The sequence below is a fragment of the Janthinobacterium algoris genome (assembly GCF_051380935.1).
Classification (GTDB): Bacteria; Pseudomonadota; Gammaproteobacteria; order Burkholderiales; family Burkholderiaceae_D; genus Janthinobacterium.
Genome location: NZ_JBNYXZ010000008.1, coordinates 249,224 through 262,159, shown reverse-complemented (window position 1 = coordinate 262,159; position 12,936 = coordinate 249,224). Strand labels below are relative to the sequence as shown.

Annotated in this window: 9 protein-coding genes; 6 read left to right on the top strand and 3 right to left on the bottom strand. The window is 62.6% G+C overall.

Features of this window, described 5'->3' with window-relative positions; genetic code table 11:
- Positions 1–3: 3 nt before the first annotated feature.
- Entirely contained in the window at positions 4–1,809 is a 1,806-nt protein-coding gene (gene kdpA, locus ACQ4W7_RS14470) for a potassium-transporting ATPase subunit KdpA (RefSeq protein WP_426071999.1), read from the bottom strand.
- The gene (kdpF, locus tag ACQ4W7_RS14465) at positions 1,809–1,898 is read right to left on the bottom strand and encodes a K(+)-transporting ATPase subunit F (protein ID WP_034746483.1); all 90 of its coding nucleotides are present in this window, start codon (positions 1,896–1,898) and stop codon (positions 1,809–1,811) included. Before kdpF ends, kdpA begins: the two co-directional genes overlap by 1 nt.
- A 463-nt stretch (positions 1,899–2,361) precedes the next feature.
- Between kdpF and ACQ4W7_RS14460 the strand changes: the two genes are divergently transcribed.
- From ACQ4W7_RS14460 to ACQ4W7_RS14435, 6 genes are all read left to right on the top strand, one after another.
- The gene (locus ACQ4W7_RS14460) at positions 2,362–4,359 is read left to right on the top strand and encodes a DNA topoisomerase IV subunit B (RefSeq protein ID WP_426071998.1); all 1,998 of its coding nucleotides are present in this window, start codon (positions 2,362–2,364) and stop codon (positions 4,357–4,359) included.
- A complete protein-coding gene (locus ACQ4W7_RS14455; RefSeq protein WP_436531319.1) occupies positions 4,359–6,068 on the top strand; it encodes a molecular chaperone HscC in 1,710 nt (569 codons plus the stop codon). The genes ACQ4W7_RS14460 and ACQ4W7_RS14455 overlap by 1 nt, the downstream gene beginning before the upstream one ends.
- Positions 6,065–7,789, top strand: coding sequence for a J domain-containing protein (locus ACQ4W7_RS14450; protein ID WP_436531317.1), 1,725 nt, complete (start codon positions 6,065–6,067; stop codon positions 7,787–7,789). The genes ACQ4W7_RS14455 and ACQ4W7_RS14450 overlap by 4 nt, the downstream gene beginning before the upstream one ends.
- 63 nt (positions 7,790–7,852) lie before the next feature.
- Complete coding sequence (locus tag ACQ4W7_RS14445) at positions 7,853–9,775, top strand: hypothetical protein (protein WP_436531315.1); 1,923 nt, start codon at positions 7,853–7,855, stop codon at positions 9,773–9,775.
- Positions 9,776–9,823: 48 nt separating this feature from the next.
- Complete coding sequence (gene parC / locus ACQ4W7_RS14440; RefSeq protein ID WP_436531313.1) at positions 9,824–12,178, top strand: DNA topoisomerase IV subunit A; 2,355 nt, start codon at positions 9,824–9,826, stop codon at positions 12,176–12,178.
- A 199-nt stretch (positions 12,179–12,377) separates the two neighbouring features.
- Entirely contained in the window at positions 12,378–12,566 is a 189-nt protein-coding gene (locus tag ACQ4W7_RS14435; RefSeq protein ID WP_289946083.1) for a helix-turn-helix domain-containing protein, read from the top strand.
- Here ACQ4W7_RS14435 and ACQ4W7_RS14430 read toward each other — a convergent pair.
- Entirely contained in the window at positions 12,563–12,910 is a 348-nt protein-coding gene (locus tag ACQ4W7_RS14430; protein ID WP_436531310.1) for a hypothetical protein, read from the bottom strand. The two genes, ACQ4W7_RS14435 and ACQ4W7_RS14430, sit on opposite strands and share 4 nt — an antisense overlap.
- Positions 12,911–12,936 lie beyond the last annotated feature (26 nt).

The following is a 12,936-nucleotide window of genomic DNA, read 5'->3' as shown; positions in this document are numbered from 1 at the left end:
CTCTTATTTTGTGAAAAGTTGCAGGTGTTCGACGATCGGGCCCAAGGCCAGCGCGGGAACGTAATTGAGCACGCCAACCAGCACCACCACGCCAATCAGCAAGCCGATGAACATGGGGCCGTGCGTGGGCATGGTGCCGGCATTGGCCGACAGGCGCTGCTTGGCCGCCAGCGAACCGGCCACTGCCAGCACGGGCACGATCACGCCGAAACGGCCGAACCACATGGCGATCGCCAGCATCACGTTGTAGAACGGCGTGTTGGCGGACAGCCCGGCAAACGCGCTGCCGTTGTTGTTGGCCGCCGACGTGAAGGCATACAGAATCTCCGAGAAGCCGTGCGCGCCCGGATTGGCCACGCCGATCTTGCCCGGTTCGACCATCACGGCGATCGCAGTGCCCGTCAATACCAGGGCTGGCGTCACCAGGATGGCCAGCGACACCATCTTCATTTCATAGGCCTGGATTTTCTTGCCCAGGTATTCAGGCGTGCGCCCTATCATCAGGCCGGCGATGAAGACGGCCAGAATGGCGAACATCAGCATGCCGTACAGGCCCGTGCCCACACCGCCGAACACCACTTCGCCGAATTGCATCAGCAGCAGCGGCACCATGCCACCCAGGGGCATGTAGGAGTCGTGCATGGAATTGACGGCGCCGCAGGATGCCGCCGTCGTCACTGCCGCGAACAGGGTCGAGGAGCTGATGCCGAAGCGCGTTTCCTTGCCTTCCATATTGCCGCCCGATTGCAGACTGCTGGCCTGCTGATCCACACCCAGTGCCTGCAGGTTCGGATTGGCTTGCTGCTCGGCGCTCATCACGCCGGCCGTCATGACGACAAAGATCATGGTCATCGCGGCCAGCACGGCCCAGCCCTGGCGCAGGTCACCGACCATGCGGCCAAAGGTGAAACACAGGCCGGCGGGAATGATGAAAATGGCCAGCATCTGCAGGAAGTTCGACAGCACCGTAGGATTCTCAAATGGATGCGCGGAATTGGCATTGAAAAAGCCGCCGCCATTCGTGCCCAGCAACTTGATCGATTCCTGCGAAGCGACGGGGCCCATGGCGAGCGTCTGCGTGGTCGCCACTTGCGCTTCCATTACGGGTTTACCGGCGGCATCCAGCACGGGCTGGCCATCGGCCGTCATTTTCGGCGTTTCATACGCCACCTGATCGATCAGCGTCACTTCCTTGTAGGCGGAAAAATTCTGGATCATGCCTTCGCCCATGAAGACGACGGAGAGGGCCAGCGACAGCGGCAGCAGGATGTACAGCGTGGAGCGCACCAGGTCAACCCAGAAATTGCCGATCGATTTGCCCGAACGCGAGGCGAAACCGCGCACCAGCGCGAAGATCACGGCGATGCCGGTGGCCGCCGAAAAGAAGTTCTGGCATGCCATGCCCAGCATCTGGGTCAGGTAGCTCATGGTCTGCTCGCCGCCGTAGCCCTGCCAGTTGGTATTGGCGACGAAGCTGACGGTGGTATTGAACGAGGAATCGGGGCTGACGGCGCCCAGACCCTGTGGATTGAGGGGCAAGAAGCCCTGCAGGCGCTGCAGGCCGTACACAAAGACGGCGCCCACGGTATTAAAGACGATCAGGGCGATGGCGTAGCTTTTCCAGCCCATGGCCTTGTCGGCAGGAAGGCCGGACCAGCGGTACAGCAGGTTTTCCAGCTTTTGCAGCCAGCCCAGGCCGCGCACGGGGCCATCGCCGGCCACCTTGGCCATATACAGGCCCAGCGGATAGCCGGCGGCCAGCAGTACGGCCAAAAAGGCCACCAACAACAATATCGATTGCGTCGTCATCACAGTTCCTCCGCCTTCAGCAGCGCCACCAGCAGGTACACGAGCAGGCCAGCCGAGACCACGGCGCCAAGCACATAAAACGCGTTCATTTGACGCTCCCTAATTTGTCGCAGGCGACGGCAAAGCCGGCCGCCACGACGAAAAAAACGGCAATCAAGCCGAGATACACGATATCCATTCCCACCCTCATTCAGGTTTGTTTTGATAGTGAGCAGATTAGCCAAAAGGGTCTAAAAAATTCGTAAAGACTGGAGAGGTGCTTGTAAACAAGATGTAAAAACAGGGGCTTTGCCGCATAAAATCGTCCACAATTGGCGCAAAACCACGCGCGCGGCGCACTGTTGTTGCCCTGGAGTAGCGCTATTGCTCGCTGGACAAGATAGAATGCGCGAGCGTCCGCACAAGGACGCCATGCCTGCCGCACTGCCCTCTCCCAGTGACGCTGGACGGAATATACTGTATATTTATACAGCTATCGCCGCCGTTGTCACTGCGCCCTGCAGTGCCATGGCCTGGCGTTCCAACCACTGTCTTTACTTAGCTTGAACACGTATGGCCACTAAAAAACCAGCATCCGACTACAGCGAATCATCCATCCGTGTCCTGAAAGGACTGGAACCCGTCAAGCAGCGCCCGGGGATGTACACCCGCACTGAAAATCCGCTGCACATCATTCAGGAAGTGATCGACAATGCCTCCGACGAGGCGCTGGGCGGTCATTGCACGCATATCGCCGTTACGCAAAACACGGATGGCAGCATCACCGTCGAAGACAACGGTCGCGGCATTCCCGTCGGCCTGCATCCGGAAGAAGGCGTGCCGACGGTGGAAATCGTGTTTACACGGCTGCACGCGGGCGGCAAGTTCGACAAGGGTTCGGGCGGCGCCTACGCATTCTCGGGCGGCTTGCACGGTGTCGGCGTGTCCGTCACCAATGCGCTGTCGACGCGCCTGGAAATCACCGTCTGGCGCAAGGAAAGCGATGGCAACGGCTTGCACCACATGGTGTTTGCGAATGGCGACGTGATCGAGCCCCTGAGTTCCCGCCCCGCCCCGCGCGACGGCAAGAAGTCGGGCACGCGCGTGACCGCCTGGCCCGATGCGAAGTATTTTGATTCGCCGAATATCTCGCAAACCGAGCTGCAGCGCCTGCTGCGCTCGAAAGCCGTGCTGCTGCCCGGCGTGACCGTCACGCTGACCAACGCCAAGACGGGCGATACGCAAACCTGGCAGTACGCGGAAGGCTTGCGCGGCTACCTGACCGAATCGCTGGCGCAGGTATCGAATGGCGAAACCCTGATTCCCCTGTTCGAAGGCGCGCAATACGCGGGTCCGGACTCGGAAGGATTTGCCGAAGGCGAAGGTGCGGCCTGGGTGGTGGCGTGGACGGAAGAAGGCGCCATCGTGCGCGAATCGTATGTCAACCTGATTCCCACCTCGAATGGCGGCACGCATGAATCGGGCTTGCGCGACGGCCTGTTTGGCGCAGTGAAAAACTTCGTCGAGATGCACTCGCTGCTGCCGAAAGGTGTGAAACTGCTGCCGGAAGACGTCTTTGCGCGCGCTTCCTTCGTGCTGTCGGCCAAGGTGCTGGACCCGCAATTCCAGGGCCAGATCAAGGAACGCCTGAACTCGCGCGACGCCGTGCGCCTGGTCTCGACCTTCACCAAGCCGCCGCTGGAACTGTGGCTGAACCAGCACGTCGACTACGGCAAGAAGCTGGCCGAACTGGTCATCAAGCAGGCGCAATCGCGCCAGCGCTCGCTGCAAAAAGTGGAAAAGAAAAAATCCTCGGGCGTCGCCGTCCTTCCCGGCAAACTGACGGACTGCGAATCGTCGGACATCACGCGCAATGAACTGTTCCTCGTCGAGGGCGACTCGGCGGGCGGTTCGGCCAAGATGGGCCGCGACAAGGAATTCCAGGCCATCCTGCCCCTGCGCGGCAAAGTCTTGAACTCGTGGGAGACGGACCGCGACCGCCTGTTTGCGAATAACGAGATCCACGATATTGCGGTAGCCATCGGCGTCGATCCGCACAGCGTGGGCGACTCGCCCGACCTGTCCGGCCTGCGCTACGGCAAGATCTGCATCCTGTCGGATGCGGACGTGGACGGCTCGCACATCCAGGTGCTGCTGCTGACGCTCTTCTTCAAGCACTTCCCGGCCCTGATCAACAAGGGACACATCTGCATCGCCCGTCCGCCACTTTACCGCGTAGACGCGCCGGCGCGCGGCAAGAAGCCGATGCAGAAAATCTACGCACTCGACGACGGCGAGCTGGTCGCGATCGAGGACAAGCTGCGCAAGGAAGGCGTGAAACAGGGCGCCTGGTCGATCTCGCGCTTCAAGGGCCTGGGCGAGATGAACGCCGAACAGTTGTGGGAAACGACGATGAACCCGGACACGCGCCGTTTGCTGCCCGTGACCCTGGGCGAAATCGACCACATGACTTCCTCCGCCCGCTTCAATATGTTGATGGGCAAGGGCGAAGCGGCAGGACGCCGCGCCTGGATCGAGGAACACGGCAATGAGGCGGAGGCGGATATCTGATGATCATCGGTATCGACCTGGGCACCACCAACAGCCTGGTCGCCATCTGGCGCGACGGCAAGGCTTGCATCATCCCGAACGCGCTGGGCGAACACCTGACGCCATCGTGCGTGAGCATCGACGACGACGGCAGCGTGCTGGTGGGCCGCGCCGCGCGCGAGCGCCTGCAGACGCACCCGCAACTGACGGCCGCCGTCTTCAAGCGCTACATGGGTAGTGAAAAGAAGATCAGCCTCGGCACGCAGCAATTCCGTCCGGAGGAGTTGTCGTCGATGGTGCTGCGTGCGCTGAAGGAAGATGCCGAAGCCTTCCTGGGCCACAAGGTCGAGGAAGCCATCATCACCGTACCCGCGTATTTCAGCGATGCGCAGCGCAAGGCCACGCGCATCGCCGGCCAACTGGCCGGCTTGCGGGTGGAGCGGCTGCTGAACGAACCGACGGCCGCCGCGCTGGCCTACGGCATCCGCGACAAGGAACAGGAAAGCAAATTCCTCGTCTTCGACCTGGGCGGCGGCACCTTCGACGTGTCGATCCTGGAGCTGTTCGAAGGCGTGATGGAAGTGCGCGCCTCGGCTGGCGACAATTTTCTGGGTGGCGAAGACTTCGTCACCGTGCTGGTGGACGCCTTTTTGGACGGCAGCGGCTTGCGCGATGCGGCCGGCAGCCGCCTGTTCGACCCGCGCCAGCAGCAGTTGCTGCGCGATGAAGCCGAGCGCGTCAAGCGCCTGCTGTCGGAGCAGCCATCCGTGCGCATGGCCACGCGCTACCAGGACAAGGAATATAGCTGGGAGATCAGCGAAGACAAACTGGCGCAGCTGTGCGAGTCGCTGCTGGCACGCTTGCGCCTGCCCGTGGAACGGGCGCTGCGCGACGCCACCATCCGCGCCGCCGAACTGAATGAAGTGGTACTGGCAGGCGGCGCCACGCGCATGCCGCTGGTGCGTAAACTTGTCTCTCGCATGTTCGGCCGCTTCCCCGCCATCCACCTGGATCCGGACGAAGCCGTGGCGCTGGGCGCCGCCGTGCAGGCGGGCCTCAAGATGCGCGACGCTGCGCTGGACGAAGTGGTCATGACGGACGTGGCGCCGTATTCGCTGGGCATTTCGATTTCGCGCCAGGTCGGCGCGAACCAGTATGAAGGCGGGCATTACCTGCCCATCATCGAGCGCAACTCCGTGGTGCCCGTCTCGCGTACGGAAAACATCACCACCATCTACGACAACCAGAAGGAAATCAACGTGGCAATCTTCCAGGGCGAATCGCGCCTGGTGGCCGACAACGTCTTCCTCGGCAAGATCAGCTTCCCGATTCCCGCGAAAAAGGCGGGCGAGATCGGCATCGACGTGCGCTTCACCTACGACGTCAGCGGCGTGCTGGAAGCGGAAGTGACGGTGCTGGCCACGCAGGAACGCCACAAGATGATCATCAGCGACAACGCGGGCGTGATGACGCCGGAGCAGATCGAGCAGCGCTTTGCGGAATTGGCCGACCTGAAGATCCACCCGCGCGAGCAGATGGAAAACCGCACCCTGGTCACGCGCGCCGATCGCCTGTACGAACAGTCGCTGGGCGACGTGCGCCAGTACTTGGCGGCGCACACGGCCAACTTCCAGGCTGCGCTGGAAACGCAGGACCCGAACATCATCCGGCAAGCGCGTACGGCGTTTGCGGAGGTGCTCAAGGAAATAGAAAGTGACAGTTTCCTGTGACGGATAGCGAGACGCTGGATATCTGGCAAGTCCTGGGCATCGCCGAGACGCGCGATGAACGGGACATCAAGCGCGCCTATGTGCGCCAGTTAAAACTGAACCGTCCTGAAGACGGTGCGGCCGCCTTCCAGCGCCTGCGCGATGCCTATGAGTATGCGCTGCGCATCGCCGCGCACAGCCAGGAACAGCAGGCGCCTGAAGCATCCGCCACCCCGGCCACAGCGCCCGCGCCCGCGCCAGCCCCGCTGGCAGCTGGCAAGATCGACTTTGGCAAAACGCCGCCAGCGGCATCGCCTGCCATGACAGCCGATCCCCGGAAAGAAGCACAGACCCTGTGGCGGGAATGGCTGGCCTCCGGCAACGGCATCAAGCTGTCGACGCTGGAAAAGCGCGAAGCGATGACCCACCTCGCCGTACGCGAGGAATTTGAACTCCTGGCCCTGCACTACTGCGCCACGGCCGCGTGTCATGACGCCACCCGTGGCCGCTTTATCGAGCACTACCAGTGGGACCAGCGGCTGCCGCAATTGCGCAAAATGGATGCGGAAGCGGCACGCAGCCTGGTCGGGCGCCACAACGCGACGGCTTCGCTGGCCTATTTGCGCAGCAGCGGAGAGTACGACGCATGCCTCGATCTGCTGATGGCCGCACCGCCGGCATCCGCATTCTGTCTGCACGATGTGCGATTGACGCGGACCCTGCTGGCACTCATCGAGGGCATACGCGCGCATCATGGCGACCTGCTGGCCTACAAGATCGATCCCGCGTCGATCGCCTGGTGGGAGCGCAAGGCGCGCGCCAAAAAATACTTCGGCGGTACCGCCATACGTTCCGCAGTGACCGGCCTCGCCATCTACGGGCTCGCGCTGTTCATGCATGAGCACTGGGGTTTCTTCGGCATCGACTCCTTTTATGCGATTTTCTTCGTGCTGTCACAGTTGCTATCCTTCTCGGCCTACGCCGCATACACCTTTTACCGCCCTGCCGCGCTGATTGAGCGGATGGCGCAATTCAGGCAGCAGCACTTCGGCGTCTATCTGCAGTACCGGCATCGGCACCTGTGGCAATTCGGCTGGGTGTATGCCTATGCCGGGCTGTCGCTGCTGCTGTTTATCAACCATCCATCGCCGATGCTGGTCTCCGGCGCCACGCTCCTGCTTGCCGTCTGCGCGCTAGTGGCCGTATTTGCTTCCTCGGTGCACTTCAAGCTGCGCGCCTATCTGCTCTTGCTGCCGATTGCCTCGCTGCTGGCCTGGATGATGCGGGAAACCGCCTTCGACGCCTTTCCTGCCGGCGCCTGTTTTGCTTTCAGCCTGTGCTTGCTGATACTGCTGGCGCGCAGCGGCGCGCAACTGTATCAGGCCCTGGGCTTGCCAAAGGCGTGGCACCACCGCTTGCGCATCACCTGGCTGCTGGGTGGCACATTGCTGTTTTTTGTCACGGCGGCGGGCGTGCTGCCGGCCGGGGTGGCCCCGGTGCTGGCCTGGCTGTGGTGCCTGGCCGGTGTGCCGCTGTACGCATTCACGATGCCCAATATTTCCCGCCACCTAGTATGGCCAGCCCTGCTGCTGGTCAAGATCACGCTGGTATCGAGTGCCTCCTTTTTTGCCAATTTTCCCGATGCCCGCCTGATACTGCCGGAAGCCCTGCTGCCACTCATCGCGATGCTAATCCTGGCCAATCTGTTCTATGAAAACCAGCAAGAAAACGTCCATGCCTGAACGCACCCCCATGCCCAAGCAAGCCACTTCACCCTACCTGTCCCGAAACGGGAGCGACGTCTGATGGACGGCAGCATGCATGGTGCTGAACGCAGCCTGTGGGACATCCTCGGCACGGCGCCGACGGGCGACGAGCGCGCCATCAAGCGCGCCTACGCGAAACGCCTGAAAGTGACACGGCCGGAAGACGACCAGGCCGCCTTCCAGGAACTGCGCGACGCCTATGAGTATGCGCTGCGCCATGCACCGCGCTTTGCCGCGGAGCTGGCGGAGATGCACGCCACACCAGCGACTGAACTGGCGGAGCCGGGTCCGGCGGATCCGCCTTCGGCGCTCGTTTCCCGCTTGAAGTCAGACGCAGGCCTGGCGGCACCGGTGCCAGAGCCAGTACCTGTGCAAGAGCCGGCAGCCGAACTGTGGGGCGTCATCGCCGACGCGGCGCAGGAGACACACGCGGCGCAGAAAACGCCTGCGGAGCTGTGGGGCGTCCCCAACGAACCAGCGCAGGAACGCACGCCGCCATCGGAATTATGGGGCGTGGTCGCCATCGATCCCGTACAGGAAGCCGCCAGCCTGTGGCAGGCATTTCTGGTGCATGCACGGCGCCGCAACGCGGCCGCCCTGCTGCCTACTTTCCTTGAGCGCGAAGAATTGCTCAACCTCGACGTGCGCGAGGAATTCGACCTGTGCGCGCTGCGCTATTGCGCCAGTGCCGGCTATGACTTGGCGCTGCGCCAGGCCCTGTTCGAGCAGCTGGGCTGGGACCACGATTTTTCCTATCTGGCGCGCAGCCATGTGGATCTGGTGCGCAGCGCCGTACAGCGCTACCGGGCGGACCGCTCGTTCGCCCATTTCAGCGACAACCGCGACAACTATCCCGGCCTGGATTGCATCATGTCGCAACAGCCGCCTGGCGCTTACGCGCGCCAGTTGTTCGACCAAAAATTCACGCTGCTGCTGCGCCAGCTGCTGCACGCGATACGCTGGCAGCACAGCGAGATGCTGGCTTACAAGCTCGATGCCGACCTGTTCGAGCAATGGGAACACGCCGTCCATGCCAAGCGCTACTTCAAGCAGACGGCGCTCGCTTCGTGCGGCCTGGGCTTCGTGCTGCACTTCATGCTCTCGGGCGTGCTCGATGCGGCGGGCTTCACGCTCGGCGACACGGCTGCCTATGCCAGCCTGCTGGGCTTCCAGGCGCTGGCCTTTGCCCTGCTTGCCATGCATGCCTTGCGCTGGCCGGCGCCGCTGTTCACGCGCCTGGAAGCGCTGCAGGAGTCGCTGCAGGAACACCTGCCCGTGCTATGGGCGCGGCGCGGCTTGCGGCAACTGGGCTGGATCGTGCCCTATCTGCTGCTGGTGCTGCTGCTCTTCCTGCCCGAGCGCAGCGAGACTATGCGCCTCGTGACCACGGCCGGTTTGTGCGCGTCGGCCCTGCTCGCGTATGCGATGAACCGCCAACTGCTGCATGGCATGCTGTTGCTCCTGTGCCTGGGCCTATCGCTGTTCGCCGCCATGTTCATGAGCGGCAAAGGCCAGTCGGCGCTGGCCGTCGGCGATGCCATGCCATTGATGTTTTGCCTGGCGGCGCTGGCCCTGCGCAGCGCCAGCGGTCTGTATGGCGATTGCGGCTGGCCGGAGGCGCTCTTGCCCCGCCTGCGCGCCGCATGGCTGATCGGCTGTGCGGGCTTGCTGTCGCTACTGTATATACAGCAATTGCCGGCCGCCCTAGTCGGCGCCATGCTGTTTCTCTGGTCGTGCGCCGGCTTGCTGTTTTCCCCCACAGATTTCCGCTGGAAGACGCTCTGGCCGCTGGTGCTGGTCCCATCCATCGGCATTTTTTTGCTGGCCGGTCAGGCTCCTTCCATCCGCGCCATGCCAATGATGCATAACAGCGTCGAACTGGCCGTGGCCGTGGTGTATCTCACCTTGCACTACATGTATCTGACGTACGGCAAGTCCTTTTCCAAATCCCGGCTGTCATAATCAGCTCTACGAACTCAACCGCAACCACTCAACACCGAAACAAGCGCCATGTCCACACAAACCAATTTATTTGACGATGCCCAGCCTGATCCGATCGAGCCGGATGAACCGGTATTCGACGGCGAAGCGCTGACCCTCTCTACCTTCGCCGAGCGCGCCTATCTCGATTACGCCATCTCGGTCGTCAAGGGCCGGGCCCTTCCCGACGTGTGCGATGGCCAGAAACCCGTGCAGCGCCGCATCCTGTATGCGATGAATGAGCTGGGGCTCAATTCCACGGCGAAGCCGCGCAAATCGGCGGCTGTGGTCGGCGACGTACTGGGCAAGCTGCATCCGCACGGCGACCAGTCCGTGTACGACGCGCTGGTGCGCATGGCGCAGGATTTCTCGCTGCGCTACCCGCTGATCGATGGCCAGGGCAATTTCGGCTCGCGCGATGGCGATGGCGCGGCGGCCATGCGTTACACGGAAGCGCGTTTGACGCCGATCGCCAAGCTGCTGATGGATGAAATCGGCATGGGCACGGTGGACTTCCAGCCCAACTACGACGGTTCGACGGAAGAACCGAAGCTGCTGCCAGCGCGCCTGCCGATGGTGCTGCTGAATGGCGCCTCCGGCATCGCCGTCGGCCTGGCCACGGAAATCGCCTCGCACAACCTGACGGAAGTGGCGAAAGCGGCAGTGGCCATGATCCGCGATCCAAAGATGACGCACGCCGAGCTGATGGCCTTGATTCCCGGCCCGGACTTCCCCGGCGGCGGCCAGATCATCACGCCGCCCTCGCAAATCCAGGACATGTATGCGAGCGGCCGTGGCAGCATGAAAGTGCGCGCGCGCTGGAAGATCGAAGAGCTGGCGCGCGGCCAGTGGCAAGCCGTCGTGACGGAACTGCCGCCGGGTACCTCGTCGCAAAAGGTGCTGGAAGAAATCGAGGAATTGACCAATCCGAAGATCAAGCTGGGCAAGAAGGCGCTGTCGCCGGACCAGGTAGCTCTGAAAGCGCTGATCCTCAATTCGCTCGACACCATCCGCGATGAATCGGGCCGCGCCGCGCCCGTGCGCCTGGTGTTCGAGCCGAAGTCGAAGAACCAGGACCAGACGGAATTCATGCTGATGCTGCTGGCGCACACCTCGCTGGAATCGTCGACCTCGATCAACCTGGTGATGATAGGCGGCGATGGCCGTCCGCGTCAGAAAGGCCTGGGCGACATCCTGCGCGAGTGGATCGATTTCCGCTTCGAGACCGTCACCCGCCGCACCGGCTACAAACTGGGCAAGGTCAAGGACCGCATCCATATCCTGGAGGGACGCGAAGCGATCCTGCTCAATATCGACAAGGTGATCCAGATCATCCGCAATTCGGATGAACCGAAAACGGCCCTGATCGAGGCCTTCAAGCTGTCCGAACGCCAGGCCGACGATATCCTGGAAATCCGCTTGCGCCAGCTGGCGCGCCTGGAAACGATCAAGATCCAGCAGGAACTGGCCGAGCTGCGCAAGGAAGAAAAGTCGCTGCAAGACCTGCTCGACAACCCCGGCTCGATGAAGCGCGCCATCATCCGTGAAATCGAAGCGGACGCCAAGCAGTTCGGCGACGCGCGCCGTACCCTGATCGAGGAAGCGCAAAAGGCCGTAGCCGAACAGAAGGTGGTCGATGAACCGGTCACCGTCATCATTTCGGAAAAAGGCTGGGTGCGCGCACGCACCGGTATCGGCCATGATGCGGAGCAGTTCACCTTCAAGGCGGGCGACACGCTGCATGGCGCCTTCGAGTGCCGCACGGTCGATACCCTGCTGGGCTTCGGCAACAACGGCAAGATTTATTCCGTGCCGGTGTCCGCCCTGCCCAATGCGCGTGGCGACGGCGTGCCGATCACGACCTTGTGCGACCTGAGCGGCGGCACGCCCGGTAACGCCGTACGCATCCTGCATTACTTTGCGGGCAATGGCGCCACCAATTTGCTGCTGGCGTCGAGCGCTGGCTACGGCTTCATCGCCAAGGCGGGCGACATGAGCAGCCGCCTGAAAGGTGGCAAGGCCTTCATCACCCTGGACGACGGCGACGTGCCCCTGGCCCCGAAGGTCATCCCCGAGGCGGCCAGCGCCCTGGCCTGTTTGACGGAAGGCGCGCGCCTGCTGGTATTCGGCCTCGATGAAATGAAAACGCTATCCAAGGGCGGCACCGGCGTCAAGCTGATCGACCTGGACGCCAAGGACAAGCTGCTGGCCGTGCAGCCGATCACCCAGCGCGGCGTGGTGGTCTCGGGCATCGGTCGGGCCTCGAAGCCGCAGGATGCATCGCTCGGCGCCACGGCCCTGGCCGAGCACTTCGGCAAGCGTGCGAAGAAGGGCAAGCTGCTGGCGGCCAAGCTGAAACCGGTCTCGATGGCGGCCATCGGCTGATCGTCATCGATCCATACGAAAGGACAGGTTCGCCTGTCTTTTTTTTCGTCCATCGCCGCCTACCGGCAACAGGAAAAATACATTTACAGATAATTTTACATATATTCCCCGCACTCCCGTTATCCCTGCAGGTATGCCACCGGCATGCCGCCATAGACAGGAGAGCCGGTATGAGCAACAACGTTTCAAGCAAGCTGCCATGCAGCGCCTGACCCCTGCCGAGCGGCTGGTAGCGGCCATGGCGGCCGAAGGCTTGCCGTATAAAAGCATCGCCAGAGAACTCGGCAAGTCGCCGGCCACCGTCCGCAACCAGCTGCATGCGATTTACCAAAAACTCGGCGTGGGCAACCGCACGGCGCTCGCCTGCAAACTGCGCGGCAAGCCTTAACGGTGCGACAGGCGCAGCACGTCGGGCGTCGCCTCGACGATGTCGATCACCTCTTGCGGCCCCGGCGCGCCAGCCAGTGCATACCGCCCCATGCCCAAGGGCTGCAGCCGGGTAAGCGGACCGGCACGGGGGCGGTCATCGGGGCCGGGCGACAGGCTGGTCATGCTCGCCTCGCCTCCTTCCATGCTCCCGGTACCGACGCTAAACTCCAGCACCTTGCGCCCCTTGCGGCTGGGAGGAAAGGCGAATGTGGCCGTGGGCCGGTACACCTCGATACCGTCTGCATCCTCCTCGAAGGAATGCGTCCAGCTACCGCTGGGCAATGCCATTGTTATGCCGTGCATGGCGCCTCCCGTTAAACACATTGACG

Coding starts and splice junctions, on each gene's coding strand:
- kdpA (WP_426071999.1), bottom strand. CDS start 1,809: ATGACGACGCAATCGATATTGTTGTTGGTGGCCTTTTTGGCCGTACTG.
- kdpF (WP_034746483.1), bottom strand. CDS start 1,898: ATGAACGCGTTTTATGTGCTTGGCGCCGTGGTCTCGGCTGGCCTGCTC.
- ACQ4W7_RS14460 (WP_426071998.1), top strand. CDS start 2,362: ATGGCCACTAAAAAACCAGCATCCGACTACAGCGAATCATCCATCCGT.
- ACQ4W7_RS14455 (WP_436531319.1), top strand. CDS start 4,359: ATGATCATCGGTATCGACCTGGGCACCACCAACAGCCTGGTCGCCATC.
- ACQ4W7_RS14445 (WP_436531315.1), top strand. CDS start 7,853: ATGGACGGCAGCATGCATGGTGCTGAACGCAGCCTGTGGGACATCCTC.
- parC (WP_436531313.1), top strand. CDS start 9,824: ATGTCCACACAAACCAATTTATTTGACGATGCCCAGCCTGATCCGATC.
- ACQ4W7_RS14435 (WP_289946083.1), top strand. CDS start 12,378: ATGCAGCGCCTGACCCCTGCCGAGCGGCTGGTAGCGGCCATGGCGGCC.
- ACQ4W7_RS14430 (WP_436531310.1), bottom strand. CDS start 12,910: ATGCACGGCATAACAATGGCATTGCCCAGCGGTAGCTGGACGCATTCC.